This window comes from Synechococcus sp. N26 (assembly GCF_900473975.1).
In the GTDB taxonomy this organism is placed as follows: domain Bacteria; phylum Cyanobacteriota; class Cyanobacteriia; order PCC-6307; family Cyanobiaceae; genus Parasynechococcus.
Window position 1 is genome coordinate 339,975 of sequence record NZ_UCNM01000010.1, and the last position, 26,141, is coordinate 366,115.

29 protein-coding genes and 1 tRNA gene are annotated in these 26,141 nt (G+C 61.5%); 21 read left to right on the forward strand and 9 right to left on the reverse strand.

The features are described 5' to 3' along the window. Positions 1-3: 3 nt before the first annotated feature. From DXY33_RS09525 to dnaK, 3 genes are read right to left on the reverse strand one after another with little or no spacing between them, the layout of a single operon-like run. Positions 4-477 carry a DUF3110 domain-containing protein gene (locus DXY33_RS09525; RefSeq protein ID WP_115132663.1) on the reverse strand — a complete coding sequence of 158 codons (474 nt, stop codon included), beginning with the start codon at positions 475-477 and terminating at the stop codon, positions 4-6. Between the two features lie 43 nt (positions 478-520). Beyond that, positions 521-1,468 (reverse strand): DnaJ domain-containing protein, encoded by a 948-nt coding sequence (locus tag DXY33_RS09530; protein WP_115132664.1) that lies wholly within the window; start codon positions 1,466-1,468, stop codon positions 521-523. After that, the gene (gene dnaK / locus DXY33_RS09535; RefSeq protein WP_115132665.1) at positions 1,452-3,443 is read right to left on the reverse strand and encodes a molecular chaperone DnaK; all 1,992 of its coding nucleotides are present in this window, start codon (positions 3,441-3,443) and stop codon (positions 1,452-1,454) included. Before dnaK ends, DXY33_RS09530 begins: the two co-directional genes overlap by 17 nt. A 124-nt stretch (positions 3,444-3,567) precedes the next feature. On the opposite strand from dnaK, the gene pstC reads away from it, so the two are divergent. From pstC to pstB, 3 genes are read left to right on the forward strand one after another with little or no spacing between them, the layout of a single operon-like run. Next, positions 3,568-4,515, forward strand: a complete 948-nt coding sequence (gene pstC, locus DXY33_RS09540) for a phosphate ABC transporter permease subunit PstC (RefSeq protein ID WP_115132666.1) — start codon at positions 3,568-3,570, stop codon at positions 4,513-4,515. Between the two features lies 1 nt (position 4,516). After that, positions 4,517-5,434, forward strand: coding sequence for a phosphate ABC transporter permease PstA (gene pstA / locus DXY33_RS09545; protein ID WP_115132667.1), 918 nt, complete (start codon positions 4,517-4,519; stop codon positions 5,432-5,434). 20 nt (positions 5,435-5,454) lie between these two features. Next, the gene (gene pstB, locus DXY33_RS09550; RefSeq protein ID WP_115132668.1) at positions 5,455-6,276 is read left to right on the forward strand and encodes a phosphate ABC transporter ATP-binding protein PstB; all 822 of its coding nucleotides are present in this window, start codon (positions 5,455-5,457) and stop codon (positions 6,274-6,276) included. Positions 6,277-6,362: 86 nt separating this feature from the next. Here pstB and DXY33_RS09555 read toward each other — a convergent pair. Beyond that, a tRNA-Ser gene (locus DXY33_RS09555) sits at positions 6,363-6,449 on the reverse strand. Positions 6,450-6,502: 53 nt separating this feature from the next. Here DXY33_RS09555 and DXY33_RS09560 point away from each other — a divergent pair. The 12 genes from DXY33_RS09560 to DXY33_RS09615 all read left to right on the forward strand — a co-directional run bounded on the left by DXY33_RS09560 (position 6,503) and on the right by DXY33_RS09615 (position 17,624). Further along, entirely contained in the window at positions 6,503-6,871 is a 369-nt protein-coding gene (locus DXY33_RS09560; protein WP_115132669.1) for a 2Fe-2S iron-sulfur cluster-binding protein, read from the forward strand. Between the two features lie 2 nt (positions 6,872-6,873). Then, positions 6,874-7,761: an inositol monophosphatase family protein gene (locus DXY33_RS09565; protein ID WP_115132670.1), complete on the forward strand. Its 888-nt coding sequence runs from the start codon at positions 6,874-6,876 to the stop codon at positions 7,759-7,761. A gap of 22 nt (positions 7,762-7,783) precedes the next feature. Next, on the forward strand, positions 7,784-8,962 hold the full coding sequence (locus DXY33_RS09570) for an ATP phosphoribosyltransferase regulatory subunit (protein WP_115132671.1): 1,179 nt from the start codon (positions 7,784-7,786) through the stop codon (positions 8,960-8,962). A 25-nt stretch (positions 8,963-8,987) separates the two neighbouring features. Continuing rightward, positions 8,988-9,212: a ferredoxin family protein gene (locus DXY33_RS09575; RefSeq protein ID WP_006851587.1), complete on the forward strand. Its 225-nt coding sequence runs from the start codon at positions 8,988-8,990 to the stop codon at positions 9,210-9,212. Between the two features lie 104 nt (positions 9,213-9,316). Next, a complete protein-coding gene (gene htpG, locus DXY33_RS09580) occupies positions 9,317-11,221 on the forward strand; it encodes a molecular chaperone HtpG (protein ID WP_115132672.1) in 1,905 nt (634 codons plus the stop codon). Between the two features lie 79 nt (positions 11,222-11,300). After that, positions 11,301-11,537, forward strand: coding sequence for a 50S ribosomal protein L28 (gene rpmB / locus DXY33_RS09585; RefSeq protein ID WP_006850205.1), 237 nt, complete (start codon positions 11,301-11,303; stop codon positions 11,535-11,537). Positions 11,538-11,549: 12 nt separating this feature from the next. Further along, a complete protein-coding gene (locus tag DXY33_RS09590) occupies positions 11,550-12,110 on the forward strand; it encodes a peroxiredoxin (protein ID WP_114989244.1) in 561 nt (186 codons plus the stop codon). Between the two features lie 52 nt (positions 12,111-12,162). Continuing rightward, positions 12,163-13,653 (forward strand): glucosylglycerol-phosphate synthase, encoded by a 1,491-nt coding sequence (gene ggpS, locus DXY33_RS09595; RefSeq protein WP_115132673.1) that lies wholly within the window; start codon positions 12,163-12,165, stop codon positions 13,651-13,653. Then, positions 13,650-14,915: an ABC transporter substrate-binding protein gene (locus DXY33_RS09600; protein ID WP_115132674.1), complete on the forward strand. Its 1,266-nt coding sequence runs from the start codon at positions 13,650-13,652 to the stop codon at positions 14,913-14,915. Before ggpS ends, DXY33_RS09600 begins: the two co-directional genes overlap by 4 nt. After that, the gene (locus DXY33_RS09605) at positions 14,912-15,778 is read left to right on the forward strand and encodes a carbohydrate ABC transporter permease (RefSeq protein ID WP_115132675.1); all 867 of its coding nucleotides are present in this window, start codon (positions 14,912-14,914) and stop codon (positions 15,776-15,778) included. Before DXY33_RS09600 ends, DXY33_RS09605 begins: the two co-directional genes overlap by 4 nt. 41 nt (positions 15,779-15,819) lie before the next feature. Further along, on the forward strand, positions 15,820-16,635 hold the full coding sequence (locus DXY33_RS09610; RefSeq protein ID WP_115132676.1) for a carbohydrate ABC transporter permease: 816 nt from the start codon (positions 15,820-15,822) through the stop codon (positions 16,633-16,635). Then, positions 16,632-17,624 (forward strand): ABC transporter ATP-binding protein, encoded by a 993-nt coding sequence (locus DXY33_RS09615; protein ID WP_115132677.1) that lies wholly within the window; start codon positions 16,632-16,634, stop codon positions 17,622-17,624. Before DXY33_RS09610 ends, DXY33_RS09615 begins: the two co-directional genes overlap by 4 nt. Here the strand turns inward: DXY33_RS09615 and csaB are convergent. Beyond that, complete coding sequence (csaB, locus tag DXY33_RS09620; protein WP_115132825.1) at positions 17,581-18,663, reverse strand: polysaccharide pyruvyl transferase CsaB; 1,083 nt, start codon at positions 18,661-18,663, stop codon at positions 17,581-17,583. The genes DXY33_RS09615 and csaB overlap by 44 nt on opposite strands. A 54-nt stretch (positions 18,664-18,717) precedes the next feature. Between csaB and DXY33_RS09625 the strand changes: the two genes are divergently transcribed. From DXY33_RS09625 to psaK, 3 genes are all read left to right on the forward strand, one after another. Beyond that, entirely contained in the window at positions 18,718-19,011 is a 294-nt protein-coding gene (locus DXY33_RS09625; protein ID WP_115082328.1) for a DUF2499 domain-containing protein, read from the forward strand. Continuing rightward, entirely contained in the window at positions 19,008-19,295 is a 288-nt protein-coding gene (locus DXY33_RS09630; protein ID WP_115082329.1) for a DUF3593 domain-containing protein, read from the forward strand. The genes DXY33_RS09625 and DXY33_RS09630 overlap by 4 nt, the downstream gene beginning before the upstream one ends. Positions 19,296-19,363: 68 nt before the next feature. Continuing rightward, the gene (gene psaK / locus DXY33_RS09635; RefSeq protein ID WP_041434789.1) at positions 19,364-19,621 is read left to right on the forward strand and encodes a photosystem I reaction center subunit PsaK; all 258 of its coding nucleotides are present in this window, start codon (positions 19,364-19,366) and stop codon (positions 19,619-19,621) included. A gap of 51 nt (positions 19,622-19,672) precedes the next feature. On the opposite strand, the gene DXY33_RS09640 is transcribed toward psaK, so the two are convergent. After that, positions 19,673-20,860 (reverse strand): NAD(P)/FAD-dependent oxidoreductase, encoded by a 1,188-nt coding sequence (locus DXY33_RS09640; protein ID WP_115132826.1) that lies wholly within the window; start codon positions 20,858-20,860, stop codon positions 19,673-19,675. 13 nt (positions 20,861-20,873) lie between these two features. Further along, positions 20,874-22,805 (reverse strand): 1-deoxy-D-xylulose-5-phosphate synthase, encoded by a 1,932-nt coding sequence (dxs, locus tag DXY33_RS09645; protein WP_115132678.1) that lies wholly within the window; start codon positions 22,803-22,805, stop codon positions 20,874-20,876. Between the two features lie 80 nt (positions 22,806-22,885). On the opposite strand from dxs, the gene ilvA reads away from it, so the two are divergent. The 3 genes from ilvA to DXY33_RS09660 are packed head-to-tail and all read left to right on the forward strand — an operon-like array spanning position 22,886 to position 25,273. Then, entirely contained in the window at positions 22,886-24,415 is a 1,530-nt protein-coding gene (ilvA, locus tag DXY33_RS09650; RefSeq protein ID WP_115132679.1) for a threonine ammonia-lyase, biosynthetic, read from the forward strand. Between the two features lie 39 nt (positions 24,416-24,454). Beyond that, on the forward strand, positions 24,455-24,952 hold the full coding sequence (gene scpB / locus DXY33_RS09655; RefSeq protein ID WP_115132680.1) for an SMC-Scp complex subunit ScpB: 498 nt from the start codon (positions 24,455-24,457) through the stop codon (positions 24,950-24,952). 24 nt (positions 24,953-24,976) lie between these two features. After that, the gene (locus DXY33_RS09660) at positions 24,977-25,273 is read left to right on the forward strand and encodes a YggT family protein (RefSeq protein ID WP_115132681.1); all 297 of its coding nucleotides are present in this window, start codon (positions 24,977-24,979) and stop codon (positions 25,271-25,273) included. Positions 25,274-25,287: 14 nt separating this feature from the next. On the opposite strand, the gene DXY33_RS09665 is transcribed toward DXY33_RS09660, so the two are convergent. Continuing rightward, positions 25,288-25,761, reverse strand: a complete 474-nt coding sequence (locus DXY33_RS09665) for a hypothetical protein (RefSeq protein ID WP_115132827.1) — start codon at positions 25,759-25,761, stop codon at positions 25,288-25,290. 7 nt (positions 25,762-25,768) lie between these two features. Further along, positions 25,769-26,098, reverse strand: coding sequence for a nucleoside triphosphate pyrophosphohydrolase family protein (locus DXY33_RS09670; protein ID WP_115132682.1), 330 nt, complete (start codon positions 26,096-26,098; stop codon positions 25,769-25,771). Positions 26,099-26,141 lie beyond the last annotated feature (43 nt).

Consider the following 26,141-nt stretch of genomic DNA (forward strand, 5'->3'; position numbering starts at 1 on the left):
GGCTCAGAGCAGACCTTCCAGGCGCCGACGCAGCTCATCCAGTTCAGGATTCGATTCCGGTTCGGTCTCCAATCCCTGGCGCGCGGGCTCAACGCCTTGCTGCTCTGCCACACCGCCGTCAGAAACAGCCTCGTTCGAAACCGGGTCGTTCGAAAGCGTGTCGTCCTTCCAGTTGCTCACATCGCGGTTGCTCTGGGGCGGCGCCATGAAAAGACGCTCCTCGTCATTGCTGGGCACAAAACCCGACTCGATCAGCCGAGCCTCGTAGCCAGCCTCACGGCAGAACAGATCCACATCTTCCCGATCGAGGGCCTCCACCGTCGGAACCGGAAAGTCCTGGGCCTCCAGAAGACCGGCATAACGCTCGGCATCGTCGGGGTTCTCAAACAGCAGAACAACGGTTCGTCCGGCGATTTCAAGCGAGTGGATGCCTTCGCTATCCGTACCGGCATCAAAGAGCAGGACGTGGACGCGCATCGGGAAAACCGTCAGATCAACCGGACCGGAGTCTCACCCATCGTCAACCACCCTGCTTGGATTCGCTCGCCAGTTCCTGAAGACGTCGGTAGAGGGCCCGTTCCGCATCACCCAGATCCGACGGAATCACCACAACGATCTCCACCAACTGGTCACCCCGCTCGTCATCCAGCTGCAGCCCGCGCCCCCGCAGCCGCAGCAAACGTCCACTGGATGAGCCTGGAGGAACTTGCAGCGTCACAGGGCCATCCAAGGTCGGCACATCCACAGCGCAACCGAGGGCTGCATCCGGTGGGAACAGCATCAGCTTGTAGAGCACCCGCAGACCATCAATCCGCAGGCCGTCATCGGTCACGACCCGGAGCTGCAGGAAATGATCACGGCCGCCAGGGGCAACGCCCTCAAGCCGCAGACGCCAGCCATCCCCAGCAAAGGGGGGCGTGTTCAGCTCGATGACCGTGCCGTCGTCGAGCGTCAGTTCCACAACGGTTCCTTGGAGAGCCTGATCCGGAGTGAGATGAACCACCGACTCGAGATCTTCCACGGCACGCACCGGCGGCGGCGGCGGCGGTGCCGACACCGGAGGTTCATGGCCTCTGGCTTCCCGGCTGGCGTTATCACCACTGGCGACATCACCGCGGAAGGGGGGATCGGGCTCGTCTTCAACCTCAACGGAGGAACGTCCTGTTCCACCGCCGAAGATCACGTCGAGATAATCCTCAAAATCAGGGAAGCCCTGGGCAAAGGGGTCGGCAACATCCGCACGGGAGCCACCCCCTCTCTGCCAGGCCTCACGGCGGCGGGGATCGCTGAGGACCGCATAGGCCTCATTGACCAACTTGAAGCGCTCCTCAGCAACGGGATCGTTGCTGTTGAGATCGGGGTGCCAGCGGCGCGCCTCCCGGCGAAAGGCCCGTTTTAGTTGCTGATCCGTGCAGTCGGAATCAACCCCCAGCAGAGACCAGTAATCAGGCTCAGCGGTAGATGTCATCGTCCCAAGGTGCAGGGTCACGCCGGCTCAGACCACGGCCACGGTCACCCGGACGGCTGGGGGGACCCCAGGGGTCGTCATCCCAGTCATCGGCAAACAGCTCATCCTTGAGGGAGCCCAGGGTGTTGCGGATCCCCTGAAGCGGGCTGCCATCGGCCTGACGTTCCGCCGACAGCCGGCGGTTCAGCCCGAACAACGCCTCCTCGAGACCACTCACGCAGAGATCAAGCTCCTGGAGGTCGTCATTGGCGAGGCAGTCCTGCACGTCCCGCATGGCCATTTCAACGGCCCGTTGCTGCCGTTCAGCGCCATAGGGCCCCAGCTCAAGCGAGGCATCCCGCAGCCGCCGTTCCGCCTGGGCAAGCAGTGTCTGAGCCCGGTTACGGCGCTCGATCTGGTTGCGTTTGCGCCTGTCCTCATCAGCCCTCGCCTCCGCTTCCGCCAGCAGAGCGGTCACATCCTCCTCATTGAGGTTCGAGCCGCCCTGAATCGACACCGACTGCTTGCGGCCGGTGGTGCGGTCGGTGGCACTGACCTGCAGCAGGCCATTGGCATCGATGTCGAAGGCCACCTGCACCTGGGGCACCCCCCGCGGGGCGGGTGGAATGCCGGAGAGACGGAAACGACCGAGGGATTTGTTATCCGTCGCCATCTGGCGCTCCCCTTGCCAGACATGAATTTCCACGGACGACTGATTGGCTTCCGAGGTGCTGAACACATCGGACTGACGCACGGGGATCGGTGTGTTGCGGGGAATCAGCACCTTCATCAATCCGCCGATGGTCTCCAATCCCAACGACAGGGGGGTGACGTCGTTCAGCAGCAGATCCCTGAGTTCACCGGTGAGGATTCCGGCTTGAACCGCAGCACCGATGGCCACCACCTCATCGGGATTCACCGATTGGCAGGGATCGATCGGCACGAGGGTGCGCACCAATTGCTGAACCATCGGCATCCGCGTGGCACCACCCACCAGAACGACGTCATCGATGTCGTCAGCTGACCAGCCTGAGTCGCGCAGCGCTGCCTGGACAGGACTCAGCAGACGATCCAGCAGATCGGGGCAGAGCCCTTCGAAGGTGGCGCGGTCCAGGCGGGTTTCGATGTGCAGCGGACCATCGCTGCCGGTGGCAATGAAGGGAAGCGAAATCGGGGTGCTCAGCACGCCGGAGAGTTCCTGCTTCGCCTTCTCAGCCGCTTCCGTCAACCGCTGCAGGGCCTGGCGATCGCGGCGCAGATCAACCTTGTGCTCCTCTTCAAAGGCATCGGCAAGCCAGTTGACGATGCGTTGATCAAAATCGTTGCCGCCGAGTTGCGTGTCGCCGTTCGTCGCCTTGACATCAAAAACGCCGTTGGCGATGCGCAGCAGCGACACGTCAAAGGTGCCGCCACCAAGGTCGAAGACCAGGACCCGTTTGACGGCGCTGCGGTCAAAGCCATAGGCCAGAGCAGCTGCGGTGGGCTCATTGAGGATGCGCTCCACCGAGATTCCCGCCAGCCGTCCGGCGTCACGGGTGGCCTGGCGCTGTGCGTCGTTGAAGTAAGCGGGCACGGTCACCACCGCCGCTTCCACCGGTTCACCCAAATAGGTGGACGCGTCATCGACAAGCTTGCGAATGATGCTGGCCACCAGTTCTTCGGGCGCGTATTCCCGCTCGGTCACCGGACAGGGCACCCGAACCTGCCCCTGGTCGTTGGCACGCACCGTGTAGGGAACCGACAGGCTGCTGTCCTCCAGCTCGTCCCAGTCCCGGCCGACGAACCGCTTCAGGTTCGAGAAGGTGTTGCGGGGGCTGAGAACCAGCTGGCGCCGGGCCAGCTGACCCACCAACAGTTCCTGATCCTTGGTGTATCCGACAACGGATGGGGTGGTTCGGCCGCCCTCGGCATTGGCGATCACGTGGGGACGACCTGCCTCCAGCACAGCGACAACCGAATTGGTGGTCCCCAGATCGATTCCGACGATCCGCCCCATATCCCTGAAAACTTGATCCCCACGCTAACGGCAGGTTCAAACCGGCTCCAGTCCCTCCCTTAAGCGGTTGTTAATGCCCCCAAACGGTTCGGGTCATACGTTGTAAGGGCGCGCCATTGGATGCATGTCCGACCCGGACAGTCGTTACTTGCTCCGAAGCCGTCCACCAGCGGAAAAGCTGGTGGACATCAGTTTCAGAAATCTCGCCATCGCCATGGCCTCCGTTGTGGCGATCATTCTGTTCTCAATCCTTGTGGTGGTTTTCCAGGGGAGCCTGGATTCCATGGCCCGCTACGGATGGCAATTTCTGGTCACCTCAGACTGGAATCCCGTGGACGATCAGTACGGGGCCGGAGCCGCGATCTACGGCACCTTGATCACGTCACTGCTCGCGTTGATGATCGCGGTGCCCCTCGGTGTTGGCACAGCCATTTTCATCACCGAAAACATCATTCCCAAGCGGATCAGGGAAGTGATCGGCCTGATGGTGGAACTGCTCGCGGCGATTCCATCGGTGGTGCTTGGCCTCTGGGCCATTTTTGTGATGGAACCGTTCATCAGGCCTGGGCTGGAACTTCTTTATCAGCTGTTCAATTGGTTCCCCCTGTTCAGCACCCCACCGATGGGTCCTGGCACCATTCCCGCAGTATTGATCCTGGTGGTGATGATCCTGCCGATCATCACGGCGATCTCCCGTGATTGCCTAAATCAGGTTCCGCCGCAACTGCGACAGGCGGCCTATGGGGTGGGCACAACCCGCTGGGGAGCCATCATCAATGTGATTCTCCCGGCAGCGATTTCCGGAATCATTGGTGGTGTGATGTTGGCCTTGGGCCGAGCCATGGGCGAAACCATGGCCGTGACCATGATCATCGGAAATTCCAACAACTTCAGCGTTTCGCTGCTGGCCCCTGGCAACACCATCGCAGCGATGCTGGCCAATCAATTTGGTGAGGCGGATGGCTCCCAGGTGTCATCACTGATGTACGCAGCGTTCGTGCTGATTGTTCTCACCCTGTGCGTGAATATTTTTGCCCAGTGGATCGTGAAGCGTTTGAGCCTGAAGTACTGACATGACACAGACGCTCACCAACAACAAGGTTGAGTCAGCTTCTGACCTCAGCTACAAACCCTTTCAACGCAGAAACATCAGCAGCAGGGCGCTCTCGTTTCTGGCAGCCCTGTTTGCCGCGATTGCTGTTCTGCCCCTGATCCTTGTGCTGGGCTACGTGCTCGTGCAGGGGGGCAGCAAGATCAGCCTGGCCCTGCTGACGCAACTCCCACCACCGCCAGGCCTCGAAGACGGCGGCATCGCCAATGCAATCGTTGGAACGCTGGTGGTGACGGCCATCGCTGCACTGATCGCCGTTCCGGTGGGCGTCGGCGGCGGAGTTTTTCTGGCTGAATACTCCCGTTCGGGATGGTTCGCTCAGTTCATCCGCTTCGGCACCAATGTGCTGGCCGGGGTGCCATCGATCATCGCCGGCGTTTTCATCTACGGCACGATCGTTACCAGTCGAATCCTTTTCGGAAACGCCTACAGCGCCGTGGCCGGTGGCATGGCACTGGCGGTGCTGATGCTTCCAACAGTGATCAAAACCACTGATGAAGGTCTGAAGCTGGTGCCCGACGATCTCCGGCGTGGCGCCCTCGGCGTGGGGGCATCCCGGTTCGTCACCGTTGTTCGAATCACTCTGCCTGCCGCATTAACCCCGATAGCCACAGGAGTTGTGCTGGGCATCGCCCGAGCAGCAGGGGAAACAGCTCCCTTGATTTTCACCGCTCTGTTCTCACCGTTCTGGTCAGATCTGCTCACGCCGGAAGGGATCTTCGCTCCAATCGCGACCCTCTCGGTGATGATCTACAACTTCGCGATCATGCCCTACGAATTTCACAACGAGCTGGCGTGGGCCGCATCGTTTGTGCTCGTGGTGATGATCCTGGCCCTGAATCTCTTCTCTCGCTGGCTGGCGCAATTTGCTGCCAAATAAACCTTTTTCTACATAAAACAATGACGACTCTTCAACAGCCTCAAGCCACCGAGTCCCACAACTCAGACGTCGCCCTGTCCCTGCAGAACGTCACGATCAGCTACGGCAATTTCGAAGCCGTCAAAAACGTGTACTGCGAGATTCCCCGCGGCAAGGTGACAGCCTTCATTGGCCCATCCGGCTGTGGAAAGTCCACGGTGCTTCGTTCATTGAATCGGATGAACGATCTGATCGAAGGCTGCTCACTGAAGGGAAGCATCCTGTTTGGAGGAGTAGACCTCTACGGGCCCAGGATTGATCCCGTGGAGGTGCGCCGCCGGATCGGAATGGTGTTCCAACAACCCAACCCATTCCCGAAAAGCATCTACGAAAACATCGCCTTTGGCGCTCGCATCAATGGCTACACCGGAGACATGGATGAGCTTGTTGAGCGTTCCCTCCGCCAGGCGGCGGTTTGGGATGAGTGCAAAGACAAGCTGAATGAAAGCGGGTATTCGCTCTCCGGCGGACAGCAGCAGCGCCTCTGCATCGCGCGCACGATCGCGATTCAGCCAGAGGTCATCCTCATGGATGAGCCCTGCTCAGCTCTTGATCCCATCTCAACGCTGAAGATCGAGGAGACGATGCATGAGCTCAAGAAGAGCTTCACCATCGTGATCGTCACCCACAACATGCAGCAGGCCGTTCGCGTCAGCGACATGACCGCCTTCTACAACGCAGAGGCCGTTGAAGGCGGAACCGGAAAGGTGGGTTACCTCGTGGAATTCAACGAGACCGACAAGATCTTCAACGCCCCCCAACAGCAGGCCACCCAGGACTACGTCTCCGGTCGTTTCGGCTGATCGCCGAGCCGGCCCGAGCAGGGCCGTGATTGGGCCTTAAGCCCCGAGATGGGCAAAAAAAATCCGGTCCTGACGGACCGGAGAAGCGGAGAGCGAGGGATTCGAACCCTCGATAGAGTTGCCCCTATACAGCATTTCCAGTGCTGCGCCTTCGACCACTCGGCCAGCTCTCCACCGGCTAAATGGGGCAGGTGAGAATGTAGCAGGGCACTGCCAGCAGACCTTGATGCGTCCCAGCCACAGGATCACGATTCACTGGCGCCAGGAGGGTCGCACCATCACCCACGACGTGCCTGAAGGGGACTACATCCTTCACAGCTTCGAAGAGCAGGGTGACCCACTTCCTTTCTCCTGCAGAAACGGATGCTGCACAGAGTGCGCCGTTCGCGTGCAGAGCGGCAGCCTCGACCAGCGCGAAGCCATGGGTCTGTCGCGAGAGCTGAGGGACAAAGGCTATGGCCTGCTCTGCGTGGCCCGCGCCATTGGGCCCCTGGAGGCTGAAACCCAGGATGAGGATGAGGTGTACGAGCTCCAGTTCGGTCGCCACTTCGGCAAAGGGCGCGTTACTGCTCGCATCCCCCTCGAGGAGGAGTGAACATGCCGGAATCGATCTGCACCCGTGCCTTCCACGAAGCCGGTCTCAGCCCAAGCGATCTGGAGCGTCTTGTCGGCGTGGCCCGCTCAGCGGCCGATGCCGGTGGTCAGGAACTGATGCGCCACTACGGGCGCCTGTCGTCCATCGAAAGCAAAGGCCGCATCGGCGACCTGGTCACCAATGCCGACCTTGCTGCCGAACGCATCGTCTTGGAGCTGCTGGCGGAGCAAACCCCTGAGATTGCTGTGCTGGCGGAGGAAAGCGGGGCAACCGGTCAGCAGGACGGCCTGAGGTGGTGTGTTGACCCCCTCGATGGGACCACAAACTTCGCCCACGGCTACCCCTTTTTTGCCACCTCGATCGGACTCACCCTGGGCCAGCAGCCCATCCTCGGGGCCATCGCTGTGCCCTTTCTGAAAGAGATGTATTGGGGGGCACCGGGGGTCGGAGCGTTCTGCAACGACAGCCCACTACAAGTCAGCAGTTGCGATCGGCTCGAAGACTCCCTGCTGGTCACCGGGTTTGCCTACGACCGGCACACCCGACTCGACAACAACTACGCCGAGTTCTGCTGGTTCACCCATCGCACCCACGGCGTGCGCCGGGGCGGTGCTGCAGCGGTGGACCTGGCCTTTGTGGCCGCTGGCCGCCAGGACGGCTATTGGGAACGGGGCCTGTCTCCCTGGGATCTGGCCGCTGGCGTGGCGTTGGTGGATCTGGCCGGTGGAACCGTCACCGGCTACGGCAACCGACCCTTCGACCTCTCCAAAGGCCGGGTCGTTGCCGCTGGCGCCAGCCTGCATGCGGCAATCACCGAGGGGCTGTCTCAGGTGCAACCACTGCCTGGAGCCGCCTTCGGAGCGCCCGAGGTCACGGCCATGGGATCCTGAGGCGTGGCCGAGAGGACGTGAGATGGCGCTGCAACCTGCAGCTGGCGCAAAGGATCTGAATCCACGTCAGGTGGAGACCAACCGACAGCTGACGGAACGTCTGGCGTCGGTCTACCGCCTCTGGGGCTACGACGAGGTCTCACCACCACGGGTGGAACGCCTGGCCACACTGATGGCCGGCGGTGCCATCGACAGCTCAGACATTGTTCGTCTGGTGGCTGATGACCCCCTCGGGCTGCGCCCGGAGATGACGGCATCCATCGCCAGAGCCGCCTGCACCCGATTTGCGGATCGCCAGAGACCGCTGCGGCTCTGGGCCTCTGGCACGGTGTTCCGCACCCGTTCCGCCGATGAGGGTGGTCAGTGCATTGAGGAAAACCTTCAGAGCGGCGTTGAACTGTTCGGTGTCAGTGGCAGCGAAGCGGAGATGGAGCTGCTCAGCCTGCTGATGGCCTCAGTTCAGACCCTGGGGCTGCAGGCCAGCCAGAAACCAAGGCTGTTGCTGGGGCACACCGCTCTGATGGATCTGGTGCTCCGTCCGTTCAGCGGTGCGTTGCGTGATCAGATCCGCACGGCATTGATCGATTTCGACCGGTTGGCCATCGAGGGCTTCGATCTGGCCGACGATGAGAAGACCAGGCTGCTCTCCTTGTTGGACTGCCGTGGCACCCCCGACAAGGTGCTGACGCAGCTCGGCAGTCTCCGCGGGGAACAGCCGGTCTTCGATGAGCTGCGGCGCCTCTGTGCCCATCTCGCCTCGGCAGCTCAGGCCCAGGCGGTGACGATCCAGCTGGATCCAACCTTTCAACCCCATTTCGAGCTCTACACCGGCCTGGTGTTCCAGCTGGTCTGTGATGGCCGCAGTTCACCGGTGGTGATTGCCCGTGGCGGCCGCTACGACGATCTGGTGCGCCGTTGCGGCGCAACGGATGACCGGGCCTTTGGCGCTGGATTCAGCCTCGCGATCGATCCGATCCGCGAACTGATTTCAGACCTGGATGCTGCCAAACAGGAGCAGTCCGATGTTCTCGTTGCTTTTTCGACGGCTTCGAATCTGGAATCCGCGATGGAGCGTCAGCGCGGCTGGCACGAGCAGGGACGCACCGCTGTGATGGCCCTGGAACCCCTGGTGTCCAAGCAGGAGGCTGAGCAGCAGGCAAAGGCCCAGGGTGGTCTGCAGCTGGATTGGGTCGATCCTTAGGATCCCGCTGTGCAGCAGGACCTCAATGGCTCATTCCATCGTCACTGACGTTTGCGAGGGAATCGCTGATTGCGTTGATGCCTGCCCTGTGGCCTGTATCGACCAAGGCAAAGGAAAGAACAAGAAGGGCACTGACTTCTACTGGATCAATTTCGACACCTGCATCGATTGTGGTATCTGCCTGCAGGTGTGTCCCGTTGAGGGGGCCATCGTCGCTGAAGAGCGCCCCGACCTGCAGAAGACGCCCTGAGCTGGACCAAAGGACATAGGCAAGAAGGTTCGGGGAACCCCCTGAAACAGCCGTTGAGCCCGGGTAAAACCTGTCTCTAATGTCTGGTTTTTCGCAGCAAAGGAATGACGGTGCTGGAGGAACAGGGTCAGATTCAGATCCACACCGAAAACATTTTCCCGATCATCAAGAAGGCCGTTTATTCCGGCCATGAGGTGTTTCTGCGGGAGCTCGTGAGCAATGGCGTTGACGCCATCAGCAAGCGCCGCATGGCGGCGATGGCCGGCGATTGCAGTGAAGGGGATGACGGGGCGATTCGGATCAGTGTGGATCGCGAAGCCAAAACGCTCACCATCAGCGACAACGGCATCGGCATGACCGCCGATGAGGTGAAGCGCTACATCAACCAGGTGGCCTTCTCCAGCGCCGAGGATTTCCTGGAGAAGTACAAGCAGGAAAACGACGCCATCATTGGCCACTTCGGCCTGGGCTTCTATTCCAGCTTCATGGTGGCCGATCGGGTTGAGCTGCTGACCCGTTCAGCCCGGCCCGAGGCTGAGGCCGTGCGCTGGAGCTGTGATGGCTCCCCGAACTTCAGCCTCACTGCCGCCGAGAAAGACCAGCCCGGCACGGATGTGATCCTTCATCTGATGGAGGACGAGCTCGAATATCTCGAACCGGCTCGGATCCGCACCCTGATCAACACCTACTGCGACTTCATGGCAGTGCCGGTGCAGCTGGAAGGGGAAACCATCAACAAGATGGATGCCCCCTGGCGCAAAAGCGCCAGAGATCTGAATGATCAGGACTACATCGACCTGTACCACTACCTCTATCCCTTCCAGGGCGATCCCCTGCTCTGGGTTCACCTCAACACTGACTATCCCTACAACCTCCAGGGCATTCTTTTCTTCCCCAAGCAGACCGGACGTGCCGACTGGGAGAAGGGGGAAATCAAGCTGTACTGCAACCAGGTGTTCGTCAGCGATTCGATCAAGGAGGTCGTTCCGCGCTACCTGTTGCCCCTGCGGGGGGTGATCGATTCACCCGATATCCCCCTGAACGTGAGCCGCAGTGCTCTGCAAACCGACCGACGCGTTCGCTCCATCGGCAACTTCGTCGCCAAGAAAGTGTCCGACCGGCTGCGGAACCTGAAAAAGGAGGATCCCAAGGGTTACGCCGAAGCCTGGGATGCCCTGGCACCCTTCGTGAAGATCGGCGCCATGGAGGACGAGAAGTTCGCCGAACAGGTGTCTGAACTGATCCTGTTCGCCACCACTGCTGCAGCAGGGGAAGGAGACGATGCTGACCCGATCGCCTGCGATGGCCGTGCCTTCACCACCCTGGAGGGGTACCGCAGCCGACTGGCCGCGGATCAAAACAAGCGTGTGCTCTACAGCACCGATGACGTTGCCCAGGCCGGTGCGCTCAACCTCTGGACCTCCCAGGGCGCGGAAGTGCTGAAGCTGGAGACAGTGATCGACACCCAGTTCATTCCCTGGCTGGAACATCGCCATGAGGAACTCACATTCCAGCGCGTCGACTCGGAACTGGACGAAAGCCTGAAGGACAACGATGCCGAACTCACCGATCAGGACGGCACCACCGAGTCAGACCGACTGCGTGATCTGATCAAAGCGGCCCTCGCCAACGACAAGGTGACCGTTCAGGTGCAGGCCCTGAAAGCCGAGGGGGCACCGCCGGCCATGATTCTTCTGCCGGAACAGATGCGCCGGCTGAACGACATGGGCGCCTTGATGGAACAACGCCTGCCGGGCCTTCCCGAGCATCACGTGCTGCTGGTGAACAGGCGCCACCCCCTTGTGGAGGGGATGCTGAAGTTGCGTGCCGGTGGCGTGCTGGTGGGAGCGGCGGACATATCGCCGACCGCAAGCCTGGCCGAGGATGTGGCCCGCCATTTGTATGACATGGCGCGCCTGGGCGTCGGGGGTCTGGAGCCCAATGAGCTGGCCGGTTTCCAGACCCGCAGCGCTGAATTGATGGGTGCCTTGATGCAGAGAGGACTTTGACCTGAAGACCTTTTGCTAAATTGATTGTTTGGAACTGGCTTTTCAGCTCCAAACAACCTCTCAGTAGAAGGACATCGTCATGTCACGGGTGTGTCAGCTCACCGGTACTCGCGCCAACAACGGCATGGCCGTGAGCCATTCCCACATCCGCACCAAGAAGCTGCAGCAGGCCAACCTGCAGCAGCGTCGTCTCTGGTGGGCGGAAGGCAACCGCTGGGTGAAGCTGCGTGTCACCACCCGCGCCCTCAAAACCATCCAGAAGAAAGGTCTGGGAGCCTACGCCAAGTCTCTGGGCATTAACCTGGCCAAGATCTGAGATCTTGAACGGGTGAATCGGCGGGAATTACTAGTCAAGTCCGGCCTTTTCCTTGCAGCTCTGACGCTCACACCCTCGCGGGCTTCGGCCCTCGGGGGTGTTGTTTTGGAAACGGGTACAACCGTGCCTGATTTCGATCTGCCTGGATCCAGCCAGTCCGAACCCGATCGGAAGCAATGGAGCAGCCGTGATCTGCGCGGCCGCTGGCTCGCGGTTTACTTCTATCCAAGGGATTTCACCGGCGGATGCACGATCGAAGCCCGGGGCTTCGAAAGCCTTCACAACGACTTCCTTCAGGCCGGTGCGGAAGTGATCGGCATCAGCGCCGACAGCGTTGACGACCATGAATCCTTCTGTGAGAGCGAAGGATTGAGCTTCCCCCTTTTGTCTGATCCCGACGGGACCGTGAGCAAGGCCTACGGGTCGTGGATGGCGCCGTACTCGCTGCGCCACACCTTTCTGATCGATCCGGACGGGGTCTTGCGTGAACGCTGGGTGGCGGTTCGACCCAACGGTCACGCCCGCGAGGTGCTGGATTCGTTGGTGTCTTTTCAGACCAAAGCCGCCGTTTGACAAAAGAGGGCTTTTGCTGAATGGTGGACCGAACGAAGCGTTGTTCGAATAAATGGGTGCGGGTCAGAGTTCATTTGTAATCCTCTATCACCGCACGCCGTTCGACGAATCAAAAGACAAGAACGGGAAAAGAATATGGGTCGATCAGAAAAGCCCTAACGGAATTATTCCAACCCTTCGCAACCTCTTCCGTAGCTGCGAAAAGGGCACTTGGATTGCCTGGAGACGGGTCGACGATCAGTCGAATGAAGGTACAGAACGGTTTGAGATGGAACACCCTTCGCCGTTCACTCTGTGCCGAATCCCCCTGGAAGATGAACAGATCTCCAGTTTTTATCACATCACATCCAAAGAATGCTTCTGGCCAATTCTTCATACGTTTCCAACGTATTTCAATGTCAACAACGCGAACTGGAAGATCTTTGAAGAGGTCAACAAACGTTTTGCCATGGCGGCATGCGCTGAAGCCGCCGAGGGGGCAACGGTGTGGGTGCATGACTACAACCTTTGGCTGGCTCCCGGATACATCCGAGCCGAGCGTCCAGACCTGAAGATTGCCTTTTTCCATCACACGCCTTTCCCGGGGAATGATGTTTTCGCCATCCTTCCCTGGCGTGAGCAGATTCTGGAAAGTTTGCTCTGTTGTGATGTCGTCGGCTTCCATATTCCCCGCTACACCGAAAACTTTGCTCGTGCCGCCACAACCCTGGTGGGGGCCAAACGTGGGCCCAAAGTGCCGGTGGACAAGAAATTCATTGAGGTGGGAACCGCCCTTTCGGAAGGCACGGTCACCAGTCACCTCGAGCACAACGGTCGCACCATTCAGCTGCTCAGCTCTCCGGTGGGCACCTCACCGGATCTGATTCAGGAATTGTGCTGGAGCCCGTCGGTTGAAAGCCATGGCGAATTGATCGTTCAAGACACCAAAAAAGGCCGAAAACTAATCCTCTCTGCCAGTCGGGTGGATTACACCAAGGGCAACGAAGAGTTGCTGCTGGCGTTTGAACGGCTGTTGGAACGACGCAAGGATCTGCACGGCCAGGTTGTGCTGATGCTGGCCTGTGTGGCCGCTGCCAGCGGAATGAAGATCTACGAAGACACCCAACGCTCAATCGAGGAGATGGCCGGACGCATCAACGGCCGCTTCAGCCAAATCGATTGGGTGCCCATCCGCTTTTCCACCCGCCGGATCCCCTACGACGAAATGATCGCCTGGTTCTGCCATGCCGATGTCTGCTGGATCACACCGCTGCGGGATGGCCTGAATCTGGTGGCCAAGGAGTACGCCGCTGCTCGACGCAACCGTGGCGGCGTTCTTGTGCTCTCGGAATTCACCGGAGCCTCGGTTGTGCTGGATGGCGCCGTGCTCACCAATCCCTATTCCAATCGCCGCATGGATGAGGCCATCGAATCGGCACTGGAAATGGATGAAGACGAGCAGCGCGACCGCATGAGCCGCATGACCGATGCCGTGGAGAACTACACGGTGAGCGACTGGGCCGAGGAGCAGATGTCTGGCCTGTCGCCCTCCACCCCGCAATGAAACTGCGCCGTTGGCTCGTGGGCGGTGCCTTGGCGCTGGTGATGGCCCTGGGTGTTCTGGTTGGGTCAGCCTCCTCGCGCGCGGAGGAGGTGAGCATCCTCATGCCCTCCTCCTTCACCGATGCCAGTTCCGATCTGGTGAAAGCCTTCAACCGCGTGCATCGCGGCCGGATTCATCTCAAGTTGATTCGCGGTCCGTTGAACACGGAATCGATTTCAGACCTGGCGATCAGCAGTCTTCTGCTCGGTGATGCGCCGTTCGACGCGCTGTTGATGGATGTCACCTGGTTGCCGAAATATGCCGCCGCCGGCTGGCTGGAAGCCCTGGATCCTTGGTTTGGTCAGAGCGACCAGGAGCAGCTGGTGCAAGGTGCTCGGCTCGGCAATGACTACGACGGCCATCTCTACCGCTGGCCGCTGGTGGCCGATGTGGGACTGCTCTACTGGCGCACGGATCTGATGGAGCAGCCACCAACAACGCCTGATGCGCTGGTGGAGGTTGCCGGAAACCTCGTTGAAAGCCAGGCCGTTGCCAACGGTTTTGTCTGGCAGGGGCGTCAGTACGAAGGATTGAGCTGCGACTTCCTTGAAGTGCTGCAGGGCTTCGGCGGTGACTGGATGGACACCACCACCAACGCCATGGAGCTCGATACGCCTGAGGCAACGGCGGCAGCAGCCTGGTTGAACGGTCTGATCAGCGAAGGCGTCAGCCCCTACGCCGTGACCAATTACGCCGAGGCGGAGTCGCTTCAGGCCTTCAAGGCCGGTGATGCCGCTCTGATGCGCAACTGGCCCTACGCCTGGGCTGAACTCCAGAAGGACGACAGCGCGGTGAAGGGCAACGTCGGCATCAGCCTGATGGTGGCCCAACCGGGTGAACGCCCCGGAGCCACCCTCGGCAGCTGGGGGCTGAGCCTGATGCACCAATCGCAGCACAAGGAAGCAGCGGTGGAAGCGATTCGCTACCTCACCAGCGAAGACGCCCAGCGGCAGCGTTTTCTCAACAACGGCTACACCCCGATCCAGGCGGATCTGTTCAACGACCCCGAGATGCTGAAGGCCTCTCCCGTGCTGCCGGATCTGCTGGTGGCCTTGAACCATGCGGTGGTTCGTCCGCCTACCCCGCTGTATGCCCAGCTGAGCGATGTGGTGCAGCGGGAACTCAACGGCTTGTTCACCGCGGCCGGGTCCGCCGATGAGGCCATGGCCACCAGTCAGCAGCGGAGCCAGACTCTGTTGCGCGCTGCGGGAGCCACGCCATGACGATGCTCCTGGCTGCACCTGCTCTGCTGTTGATCGCGGTGGTGTTCGGCTGGCCGATGCTTCGCTACGCCTGGCTGAGCTTCCATGCTGATTCCGTTCTCACTGGCCTCGAACCGGTGGCCAACGGCGGAGCCAACTGGTGGCGACTGGCGGCCGATCAGCGCTTCTGGCTGGATGCCGGACAAACCGCGCGATTCGCCCTGATCTCAGTGGGTTTGGAGTTGCTGTTGGCCCTGGCCATTGCGCTGCTGCTGCATCAACGCTGGCGCGGCAGGGGAGCTGTTCGCGCCCTGACCCTGCTGCCCTGGGCCCTGCCCACAACAATGATGGCCCTGGGCTGGCGCTGGATCTTCAACACCCCCTACGGCCCGATTGAGGTGCTGGCACGAAGCCTTGGCCTCAACTCCCTGGATCTGCTGTCCACCCCATCGATCACCTGGCTGGTGACCGTGTTTGCGGATGTCTGGAAAACAACCCCCTTCATCACGCTGATTCTTCTGGCGGGACTACAGAGCATTCCCGACGACCTATACAGCGCCTTTCGCCTGGAAGGGGGAACGCCCCTTCAGGCGCTTCGCAGGGTCACCCTGCCGCTGCTGCTCCCCTACATCCTGCTGAGCCTTCTGTTCCGTCTGGCCCAGGCTTTCGGGGTGTTTGATCTGGTGCAGGTGCTCACCGGTGGCGGTCCCGCCGGCAGCACAGAAAGCATCGCCCTCTATGCCTACCTCAACGGCATGCGTTTCCTCGATTTCGGCTACAGCGCCACGGTGATGCTCGCGGGATTTCTGTTGCTGACCGCGCTGATTCTTGGGGGCACGTTGCTGCTGAGGAGCTTCGGTCTGTTGAGGTCCCTCGACCGATGACACGTGAATCGATGACACGTGGATCGATGACAAGTGGACTGATGACACGACGTTCCCTCTGGATTGCTCTGCTGCTGGTCTGGTCTCTCGCTCCGATGCTGTGGCAGCTGCTGAGTTCCTTCACCACCGCAGATGCTCTGGTCAATGACCATTTGAGCTTCTGGAGCCGTTGGACGCTGAACAACTACCGGGATCTGCTCAGCACCGATCCGCCCTTCTGGCGTTACCTGCTCAACAGCAGCTTGGTGGCTTCCCTCACCACACTGCTCACCTTGATGCTGACCATCCCCGCCGCGTACGGACTGGCAAAGCTGCCTCAGCGGTTGAAAGGAATCCTCCGCACTGCCGTGGTGGGCGCCGCTCTGTTCCCTTACGTGCTGCTGTTTCTGGCGCTGCTCGAACTGGCCCGCACCTTTGCCCTCGGCAACAACCTGATCGCCATCGCCATTCCCTACAGCGCTCTGTCGATGCCTCTGGCCCTGCTGCTGCTCACCGCGGCCTTTGAAGCACTGCCCAACGACCTCGAAGACGCAGCCAAGCTGGAGGGGCTGTCGTTGTGGCAGCGGCTGCGCTGGGTGCTGCTCCCCTTGATTGCCCCGGCCTCCGCCAGCACGGCAATCCTGGTGTTCCTGTTCGCCTGGAACGAATATCCCGTGGCGCTCACCTGGCTGAGCCGCAGCGATCTGCTCACATTGCCGGTGGCGATGGCCCGCATTGCGGGATCATCCACCTATTCCGTCCCCTACGGCACCTACGCGGCAGCCACCGTGCTCGGTGCCATTCCTCTTCTGGTGCTGGTGCTGGTGTTTCAGCGCCAGATCGTCAGTGGACTCACCAACGGAGCCATCAAGGGATGACACTGCAACTTCAGGCCATCAACAAGCGCTTCGGCGAGCGACAGGTTCTCCACCAGCTCGACCTCGATGTGGCCAACGGCGAATGCGTCGCTCTGCTTGGGGCCAGCGGCTGTGGGAAAAGCACGGCCCTGCGTCTGATCGCCGGGCTCGATCACCCTGATCAAGGGTCGATTCGCATCAATGGTGCGGAGATGGTCGACGTGCCCGCTGAACGACGCAGGGTGGGGATGGTGTTTCAAAGCTATGCCCTGTTCCCGCATCTGAATGTGTGGGACAACCTCGAACTGGGGCTGCGCATGCGGGGCGGCAGCGCCGCCAACCGCGATGAACGGATCCGCGGCGTGCTGGAGGTGTTGCAGCTCAGCGGGCAAGCCCGGCAACGGCCGTCACAACTGTCCGGCGGCCAGCGCCAGCGCGTCGCCCTGGCCCGAGCGCTGTTGCGGGACCCCCTCGTTTATCTGCTCGATGAGCCGATGAGCAATCTGGATGCCCAGTTGCGTGAAGACCTGCGGCCTCAATTGCGCCGCCTGATGATCGGCGGTGAGCAGCCTGTGGTTTACGTCACCCATGACCAGCAGGAGGCGATGGCGCTGGCGGATCGCATCGCTGTGATGCGCGAGGGAAGGATTGAACAGATCGGAACACCCCGCGAGCTGTACCTGCAACCGGCCAGCACCTACGTCGCTCAGTTCATCGGCCGCCCGCAGATGAATCTGCTGCCAGCCAGAGATGGAGTGATCACCGGCATCCGACCGGACGATCTAAGGCTCGATCCCGCAGGCTCACCCTGCACGATCCTCAGCCGTGAATGGTTTGGAGCCAACCAGATGCTGCTGGTGCGCTGCGATCGCGGCGACCTGCGGCTGGTCTGCCCCGGAGAAACAGCGATCGGGGCTGAGCCACGCATCAGTTGGCCCAGCACTTGTGAGCATTGCTTCGATGCCGTCAGCGGCCGTCGTCTGCCGTCAAATCGGCTGCCATCCGATTGAGAAGCTCGCTGTGCGCTGACGCCTGGCGGCGTAGGGCTTCAGTCTGATCAGGATTGGCTGGACGGTCCACTTCGGCCCGCCAAAGCGTCAGCAGATCATCCACAGAGGGAAGCGACCGCAAAGGGATGCAGGGCACCGTGGCCATGGCCGCTGCAGCCTCCACCTTCGGGTCGTAGCTGAGGGCAGCCATGGGGCTGTTGGCCAGTCGAGCCAGGATCAGGGCATGCAACCGCATCGGCAGCACCAGGCGCGCCCGCTGCACCAGATCGGACACAGCCTCCAGGGTCTGGGGCACCAGGGTTGAGCTGCGCACCTTCAATCGCGCCGGCAGCAGACCTTGATCACTCAGGTGCTGCAACAGGGGTGCATCTTGATGGTGGTGGAAGGCCAGCCAGATCACCGGCGCATCCAAGTCGGCACTGAGCCGATCCAAAGCCTCCGTCAAGCAACGCCAGCCCGCGGAATCCAGCAAAGGTGTGGGACGCCAGCTGAGCACGATGGCGTCGCCACCAAGCCAAGGGCGCGCCGGCATCTGCCAGACCGGATCGGCGGCCAGCACCATCGGAAGCTTGGGGGCCCAACGCTGGGCCCAATCAAAGGAGCGCTGATCCCTCCAACTTGCTGCCTTGCAGAGGGGCAACACCGTGCGAACCAGCAGACGACTGATCCGACGCTTCAGGGGTCCAAGGCCCTGCCCCCAGAGAACCACCTCGGCGCCACCGAGGCGGGCAACCGTCATCAGCAGCAGGTAATAAACGAGGCTACTGAAGCTGGTGCTGTCCTGCAGCAGGCTCCCGCCACCAAGCACCAGAACATCAGCTCTCAGGGCCGCACGAAGACAGAGCCGCAGGGAACGGCGGTTCACCGTCTGCGCCGACGGAGCCAAGGCCAGAACGGGAGCTGGATCGCGGGCTGTGATCAACAGCTGCTGCGGCTGAGGAAGAGACGACACCAGCACCTGAAGCAGGGCATCGTCGCCGAGGTTGTGCTCTCCGTAGTAGCCGCAAAGCAGCAATACAGGCGCAGTGGGGCGGACCACGGGCAGCAGCCTGTTCACTCCGGGCATTATCAACCGATTCCTAGGATTCAGGGCATGCACGCGTTGTCGCTCGGAACCTGGTGGATCCATGTCGCCTCCGTGGTGGAGTGGTGCGTGGCGATCGTGTTGATGCATCGGCGTGGGCTGCAGGGCCTGGCCTGGGCCATGCTTCCGGCCCTCGTCAGTGCCATGGCTGCCTGCACCTGGCATCTGTTTGACAACAGCGAAGCGCTGCGGGGGCTGGTCACCCTTCAGGCCCTGTTCACCGTGATCGGCAACTGCACCCTGGCCTTGGCGGCCTGGCAGCTCCAACGTCGCCGGCAGGTGGACGGAGTCAGTGCTCCATGAACTTCGATCCCGCACCGCTGTTCGCCGCCTCGCTGATCCCCTATCTCCTGTTTCTGCACTGGCTGCGGAAAAGTGAGGCGCTTCCGCTGATGGCGGAGCGGGGCTTTCAGCTCACCCTGCTGTTTGTGGCCGTCACGATTGGTGCTGCCATTGCCGCCCTGCGCTGCTGCTCAGCGGAACTGGTGGAGATTGACTGGTTGCACGGTGGGGCAGAAGCCTTTCTCACCCTCAGCAATACGGTTTTGGTGATCGGTTTGTTGTACCCAACCCCCAAAAAAGGGTGAACAACTCTTAAGAGAGGCAGGCAAGGCGTCGCTAGCGCCGGAAGATGAGGTGTCGCTCATTGGCTCGAATGCTGACCCACCTTTTCGCGATCGCTCCCGCCTCCGTGTCCTGGTCTCCCAAGGTCGCCCTGGTGATGATCCTCTGCAATGTGGTTGCCATCATGGTCGGCAAGGCCACGATCAAGCACCCCAACGTTGGCGCGGCACTCCCCAACGCTTCCTTCTTCGGCGGCATGGGTCATGCAGCCCTGCTCGGCACCACCAGCCTTGGCCACATCATCGGCATTGGCGCCATCCAGGGCCTGGCCGCCCGCGGCGTGCTCTGAAGCACATCTCTTGAGGGAGGAGCCAGTCTCCTCCCTGAAACAACCCTGGGCTCAGAGCAGATACGGCAGCAGACGCAGGCCGTAACGCTCGAAGTTGTAGTTGAACAACAGCTCTGAGAGAGCGGGGGCTTCTGCGGTCGCAGACAGCCCATGGATCAAACGTTCCAAACGGCGGTCCGCCCTTGGATTGTCGAGGCCCCACCAGGTGCGCCGCGCCAGCCGGCCCGACACCAACCAACGCCAACTCCGTTGGGCCTTGATTTGCTCTTGGTAGCGAAGGGCAATAGCCGTGGAGTCCCCAGACATCCCTTCAGCGAGTAGCAGTTCGGCCAGTTGATCCGCGCTGTCCATCGCATAGCGGATCCCTTCTCCCCCAAGCAGATTGGCGGAACTGGCCGCATCCCCCACCGCCAGCAGGGCACCGGCCACCAAAGGTTCGGAGCGGGCGATGCTGCTGGAGACCGGCCCGCCATGGCGATCCAGCACCGGGCAGGCGCTCAAGCCACAGCGTTGAATCAAGCGCTGAAGGGGTCCAGCCAGGCTGCCGGGACTCGGACGATCCTCCGGTGGAAGGTGACAGACCCCCACCTTCAGCCGTTGCCCCTGCATGGGAAAGATCCAGCCGTATCCATGGGGGATCCAGGCGGTGCCCAGAAAGAAACTGATCCGATCCCGCCAGGCAGCCGCCTGACGGTCATCGGTCTGCAGCAACCACTCAACGCCGATGCCCTGCAGCAGAGGATCCTCAGGATTAGGGCTGAGGCCGGCCTGCTGCAGCAGATCTCGGCGTGCACCGGTGGCATCAATCAGCCAGCGCGCTGAGCGCAATGACAAACGCCCATCACGTGTCTGCAACCGCACGCTGGCTTGATCGGCCGTGAGCGTGCTCAGCGCGGCCCGGCAGCCCTGGATCAACTCGACCCCATGGCGGCGCGCTTCCTCCCAGAGCCAGGACCGAAGCCGGCCGAAGTCGAGCACCACCCCCAGATCGCCGGACGACCACCACTGATGAACCAGACCCGAGGGATCGTGCAGCTGCCAGCCCTGCCAGGTGGCGGCAATGGCGTCATCCGGCAGACCCAAGCGACGAACAGCCTCCAGAGGCAGGGCGCCACTGGAATAGGCATGGCGATGGGGATCAGCCAGGCGATCCACCAGGGTCACCTCAGCACCCGCCCGCGCCAGTTGAATCGCCAGACGGGCACCGGACGGTCCCGCGCCAACGATCAGAACGGACACCGAGCCCTCAGCTTCAGGCCTGGAGGGCCTTGATCGAAGCAGTGGCTGGCAGATCACCAGAGGTGTTGCTGAAGCGCTCAAGGATGCGTTCAGCCATCTGCGCAGGAGTAAGGCCAAGAGCTTCCTTGCTCTGCTGCGGCGTGGCGTGATCAACCAGCTGGTCGGGGATGCCGATGCGCAACATCGACACGGTGATGTCCTGATCGATCAACGACTCCAGAACCGCTGCGCCAAAACCACCGGGCAGGGCTCCCTCTTCCATGGTGACCACGCGGGGGATGCGACGTGCCAGGGGATGGATCAGAGCCTGATCCAGGGGCCTCAGGAAGCGGGCGTTGATCACGGTGGTGGAGAGACCGGCTTCCTCCAGAAGCGTTGCTGTGGCGAGGGCCGGAGCCACCATCGAGCCGTAGGCCACGATCATCAGATCGTCGCCTTCCCGCAGCAGTTCACCGCGGCCGATAGGCAGAGACTCCCAACCCTCTTCCATCAAGGGCACGCCTTCCCCGGAGCCCCGCGGAATCCGCAGCGCCGTGGGCCCGTCGTGCTGCAGGCAGGTCACCAGCATGCGCTGCAGCTCAGCCTCATCCTTCGGTGCCATCACCGTGAAGTTGGGAATGGCCCGCATGTAGCTGATGTCGTACTGACCCTGGTGGGTCGGCCCGTCGGCACCAACGATGCCGGCACGATCGAGCACGAAGGTGACCGGCAGCTTCTGGATGCCCACGTCGTGGATCAACTGGTCGTAGGCGCGCTGAAGGAAGGTGCTGTAAATGGCAACGACAGGACGCAAACCCTCGCAGGCCATGCCTGCCGCCAGGGTGACGGCATGTTGCTCAGCGATGCCCACGTCCACGTACTGGTCCGGAACGGCCTTCTGAAGCAGATCGAGACCGGTACCAGTGGCCATGGCCGCAGTGATGCCGATCACCCGACTGTTCTGCTCACAGAGCTTGACCAGGGTCTGCCCAAACACCTTGCTGTAGCTGGGGGGCTTGGGTTTGGAAGACGGAATCGCCTTGCCGGTGCCGAGATCAAAAGCTGATTGGGCGTGGTAGCCCACCTGATCGGCCTCGGCGTAGGGATAGCCCTTGCCCTTTTTAGTGACCACATGCACCAGCACAGGGCCACCCTCACGGTGAGCCGCCTGGAAGGTGCGCACCATTTCACCGATGTCGTGGCCGTCGATCGGCCCCATGTAGGTGAAGCCAAGTTCCTCGAACACGGCACCCACCTTGGGAACCGCGAGGCGACGCATGCTGCCCTTGAGGCGGTTGAGTTCCGCAGGAATCTCACCACCCATGAAGGGCAGATGCCGAACGCTTTCCTCAACACTCCCTGAGAGGAACTGCATCGGTGGGCTGAGCCGCGCACGGTTCAGCACGTTTGAGAGCGCACCAACCGGCGGAGAGATCGACATGTCGTTGTCGTTCAGCACCACCAGGAGCGGGGTGTTGGGAAGGTGTCCGGCGTGGTTGATGGCCTCCAGAGCCATGCCGCCTGTCAGGGCTCCATCACCGATGACGGCAACGCATTTGAACGACTCGCCCCGGTTGTCCCGCGCCATGGCCATGCCCAGCGCCGCTGAGATGGAGGTGCTGGCATGACCCGCTCCGAAGTGGTCGAAATCGCTCTCTGTGCGCTTGAGGTAACCCGCCACCCCGTGCTGCTGGCGCAGGGAGTCGAAATCGTTGAACCGGCCGGTGATCAATTTGTGGGGGTAGGCCTGATGGCCCACATCCCAGATCACACGGTCATGGTCGAGATCCAGCGTCTGGTACAGCGCCAGGGTCAGCTCCACAACCCCCAGGCCAGGTCCCAGGTGACCACCGCTGGTGGACACCACCTGCAGATGCCGCTCGCGAATCTGCCGAGCCACGTCCTCAAGCTGGGCCGGGCTGAGTCCGTGCAGTTCATTCGGATGCTTCAGATCTCCGAGATGCATGCACTGCCAACTCCAATCCGTGCAATCTACGGGAACCAACCCGGATCCTGTCTGGATCGAACCCTTGGAAGAATGGTGAGATGACCGACTACCTGCAGCGGATCCTGCGTGCCCGCGTCTACGACGTGGCGCGGGAAACCCCTTTGGATCCCGCACCCAATCTGAGCCGCCGGCTGAATAACACGGTTTGGCTGAAGCGTGAGGATCTCCAACCGGTGTTCTCGTTCAAGCTGCGCGGCGCCTACAACCGCATGGCGCAGCTCAGCAGAGACGAGCTCAAGCGCGGTGTGATTGCCTCCAGTGCCGGGAACCATGCCCAGGGCGTCGCCCTGAGTGCCCAGCGGCTTGGCTGTCGGGCCGTGATCGTGATGCCAAGCACCACACCCGAGGTGAAAGTGCGGGCCGTGCGTGCCCTGGGTGGTGACGTGGTTCTCCATGGCGAGACCTACGACGAGTGCTCCGCGGAGGCACAGCGACGCTGCAAGGCCGAGGGGCTCACCTTCATTCACCCCTTCGACGATCCGGAAGTGATCGCAGGCCAGGGAACGATCGGCATGGAGATCATGCGCCAGGCCGAGCAGGCCCCCAACGCGATCTATGTGGCCGTGGGTGGTGGTGGCCTGATCGCGGGCATCGCCGCCTACGTCAAACGGCTGTGGCCGGAAACGGAGGTGATCGGTGTGGAGCCGGTGGATGCCGATGCCCTGAGCCGCTCCCTCGAGCGAGGGCAGCGGGTGGAACTGGAACAGGTGGGGCTGTTTGCCGATGGCGTCGCCGTGAGAAAGGTGGGGGAACACACCTTTGCGCTGGCCCAGCAGTTCGTCGATCGCATGGTGCGGGTCGACACCGATGCCATCTGTGCCGCGATCAAGGACGTCTTTGAAGACACCCGATCAATCCTGGAGCCCGCCGGTGCCCTGGCGGTGGCAGGACTCAAACAGGACGTGGCCGAGCGCCAGCTGGCGGGGCGCAATCTGGTGGCGGTGGCCTGCGGGGCCAACATGAATTTCGACCGGCTGCGTTTCATCGCCGAACGGGCTGAGCTCGGGGAAGAGCGCGAAGCAATGCTGGCCGTGGAGATTCCCGAATCACCCGGCAGCCTGAGGCGGCTTTGCGAACTGCTGCGGGAGCGCAGCCTCACGGAGTTCAGTTACCGCATGACTGATGGCGCCTCGGCGCAGATCTTCATCGGTGTGCAGGTGAGCGACGACAACGACCGTGCATCACTGCTGGGCCAGCTGGAGCGTGGGAGCTTCCCCTGCCTCGATCTCAGCGACAACGAATTTGCCAAGGTCCACCTGCGCCACATGGTGGGCGGCCGTCTGCCGGCTTCAGCCCGAACGGCCTGTGCCGGCGAATGCAAAGAACTGCTGTATCGCTTCGAATTTCCCGAACGCCCGGGTGCCTTGATGAGCTTCGTGGATGCTCTCCACCCCGGCTGGAGCATCAGCATCTTCCACTACAGAAACCACGGCGCTGATGTGGGGCGCATCGTTGTTGGCGTGCTGGTGCCGGAACAGGACATGCAGGGCTGGACCGAATTCCTCAATGCCCTGGGCTATCGCCACTGGGATGAAACCAACAACCCGGCCTATGGCCTGTTCCTCTGAGTTTCAGAGCGGTAACTTGAGTGCTCTCGAGGGGTTGTGATGACGTCTCCATCCCTGCCCACCCGGCTCGAGGCGATTCTTTATCTCAAGGGTCGGCCCGTCAGCATCGGCGAACTGGCCGAGCTGGCCGACGCCGACCGACGAAGCGTTGAAGAAGCCCTCGTCGCCCTGACGGCCTCCTACGCCCAGCGGGACAGTGCCCTGGAGGTCGTTGAACAGAGCGGTCGCTACGGGCTGCAGCTGCGGGCCGGCATGGGCGATCTGGTCAAAGACCTGCTGCCGGTGAACCTCTCCACAGCAACCCTGCGAACCCTCGCCACCATTGCCCTGAAGAAACGCATTCTTCAATCGGATCTTGTGGATCTGCGGGGCTCGGGGGCCTACGACCACATCAAGGAACTTCTGGCGCAGGACTTCATCGAACGGCGTCGTCAGAGCGAGGGGCGGTCCTACTGGCTCACCCTCACCGAAAAATTTCACCGCACCTTCTCCGTGCTTCCTGATCTTGGGGCAACCGATCTGACGGAAGCTGCATAAAGTCGGAGCAGATCAGCTCCCGTCATGGAATCTCTACCCGTCACCTTGCTGCAGGTGCTGTCCCAGACCCTGCAGATCTATTCCTTGGTGCTGATCGTGCGGGTTGTACTGAGCTGGTTCCCGAATCTGGACTGGGGCAATCCGGTGCTCAGCAGCGTGAGTGCGATCACCGACCCTTACCTGAACGCCTTCAGGGGTTTGATCCCACCGCTGGGGGGCATTGACCTCTCCGCCATCCTGGCCTTCCTGGCCCTGAACCTGTTGCAGAGCCTTGTGGGGCAGTCGATCAGCGCCTTCTACATGTCGGGTTCCAGCTGGTGATCACGTCTGGGTAATCACTGCAGGTTGATTCCCCGTTCCAACGGCAGTAGGTCATCCTCGTCAACATCAACGCGGCTGCGGACCGGAGCATTAAATCCACGGGCACGGGGATTTTTGATCACAAGCGGGCCTGGGGTTCCGGCCGGAACTGAGATTCGCAGGGCGAACGGGGAGTGACCAGGGTTCACATCCCCAATGGATCCCACCCGGGTTCTGTTGGGAAGAACCGGTTCACCGCTGGCATCCAGGATCCGTGCATACACATCGGTGTCGATGACGCTGTTCTTGCTGCGGTTCTCAACGTCTCCCGTCAGCACATAACAACTGGCACCAACCGGGCGGCTTAATTCAGGTTGATTGCCGGCATCCAGCTCTCCGCAGGGATCCAGGCGAACCTCACTGAGCTGCAGTTCAGCGGCGTCACAGGGAAGTGCCAGCCCCAGCAGCAGGGGCAGGCTGCACAAGACGGAAACAAATCGACGGAGCATCAGGAGATCAACGTTGGTCACCACTGCCTCCGATGCGCCCACGGGCAGCCCGGCTCGACAGTTTCTGCAGGTTGGCGTCAGCCACCTGATTCAGGTCATAACCCAGTTCGCTGGCCAGCTGAGCCACGTACCAGAGCACATCTCCCAGCTCCAACTTGATCGCTTCGCGGGTGTCGGCGTCAAACACACCGCCACGGTCGCGAATCACCTTTTTCACCTTGTCGGCCACCTCGCCGGCTTCACCGGTCAAACCGAGGGTCGGATAGATGGGATTACGGCCCACATCCGGGTAGGCAGCCGTCTTTCGGGCGGCGTCCTGATAGGAATTCATCTCCATGGGGCCGGTTGGGAAACGCCCGGATGGTAGTTTCCGCAGGGAT

Bases quoted from the DNA above. Each gene is read 5' to 3' on its own strand.
- DXY33_RS09525 (WP_115132663.1), bottom strand. From the start codon at position 477: ATGCGCGTCCACGTCCTGCTCTTTGATGCCGGTACGGATAGCGAAGGC.
- DXY33_RS09530 (WP_115132664.1), bottom strand. From the start codon at position 1,468: ATGACATCTACCGCTGAGCCTGATTACTGGTCTCTGCTGGGGGTTGAT.
- dnaK (WP_115132665.1), bottom strand. From the start codon at position 3,443: ATGGGGCGGATCGTCGGAATCGATCTGGGGACCACCAATTCGGTTGTC.
- pstC (WP_115132666.1), top strand. From the start codon at position 3,568: ATGTCCGACCCGGACAGTCGTTACTTGCTCCGAAGCCGTCCACCAGCG.
- pstA (WP_115132667.1), top strand. From the start codon at position 4,517: ATGACACAGACGCTCACCAACAACAAGGTTGAGTCAGCTTCTGACCTC.
- pstB (WP_115132668.1), top strand. From the start codon at position 5,455: ATGACGACTCTTCAACAGCCTCAAGCCACCGAGTCCCACAACTCAGAC.
- DXY33_RS09560 (WP_115132669.1), top strand. From the start codon at position 6,503: ATGCGTCCCAGCCACAGGATCACGATTCACTGGCGCCAGGAGGGTCGC.
- DXY33_RS09565 (WP_115132670.1), top strand. From the start codon at position 6,874: ATGCCGGAATCGATCTGCACCCGTGCCTTCCACGAAGCCGGTCTCAGC.
- DXY33_RS09570 (WP_115132671.1), top strand. From the start codon at position 7,784: ATGGCGCTGCAACCTGCAGCTGGCGCAAAGGATCTGAATCCACGTCAG.
- DXY33_RS09575 (WP_006851587.1), top strand. From the start codon at position 8,988: ATGGCTCATTCCATCGTCACTGACGTTTGCGAGGGAATCGCTGATTGC.
- htpG (WP_115132672.1), top strand. From the start codon at position 9,317: ATGACGGTGCTGGAGGAACAGGGTCAGATTCAGATCCACACCGAAAAC.
- rpmB (WP_006850205.1), top strand. From the start codon at position 11,301: ATGTCACGGGTGTGTCAGCTCACCGGTACTCGCGCCAACAACGGCATG.
- ggpS (WP_115132673.1), top strand. From the start codon at position 12,163: ATGGGTGCGGGTCAGAGTTCATTTGTAATCCTCTATCACCGCACGCCG.
- DXY33_RS09600 (WP_115132674.1), top strand. From the start codon at position 13,650: ATGAAACTGCGCCGTTGGCTCGTGGGCGGTGCCTTGGCGCTGGTGATG.
- DXY33_RS09605 (WP_115132675.1), top strand. From the start codon at position 14,912: ATGACGATGCTCCTGGCTGCACCTGCTCTGCTGTTGATCGCGGTGGTG.
- DXY33_RS09610 (WP_115132676.1), top strand. From the start codon at position 15,820: ATGACACGACGTTCCCTCTGGATTGCTCTGCTGCTGGTCTGGTCTCTC.
- DXY33_RS09615 (WP_115132677.1), top strand. From the start codon at position 16,632: ATGACACTGCAACTTCAGGCCATCAACAAGCGCTTCGGCGAGCGACAG.
- DXY33_RS09625 (WP_115082328.1), top strand. From the start codon at position 18,718: ATGCACGCGTTGTCGCTCGGAACCTGGTGGATCCATGTCGCCTCCGTG.
- DXY33_RS09630 (WP_115082329.1), top strand. From the start codon at position 19,008: ATGAACTTCGATCCCGCACCGCTGTTCGCCGCCTCGCTGATCCCCTAT.
- psaK (WP_041434789.1), top strand. From the start codon at position 19,364: ATGCTGACCCACCTTTTCGCGATCGCTCCCGCCTCCGTGTCCTGGTCT.
- dxs (WP_115132678.1), bottom strand. From the start codon at position 22,805: ATGCATCTCGGAGATCTGAAGCATCCGAATGAACTGCACGGACTCAGC.
- ilvA (WP_115132679.1), top strand. From the start codon at position 22,886: ATGACCGACTACCTGCAGCGGATCCTGCGTGCCCGCGTCTACGACGTG.
- scpB (WP_115132680.1), top strand. From the start codon at position 24,455: ATGACGTCTCCATCCCTGCCCACCCGGCTCGAGGCGATTCTTTATCTC.
- DXY33_RS09660 (WP_115132681.1), top strand. From the start codon at position 24,977: ATGGAATCTCTACCCGTCACCTTGCTGCAGGTGCTGTCCCAGACCCTG.
- DXY33_RS09665 (WP_115132827.1), bottom strand. From the start codon at position 25,761: ATGCTCCGTCGATTTGTTTCCGTCTTGTGCAGCCTGCCCCTGCTGCTG.
- DXY33_RS09670 (WP_115132682.1), bottom strand. From the start codon at position 26,098: ATGGAGATGAATTCCTATCAGGACGCCGCCCGAAAGACGGCTGCCTAC.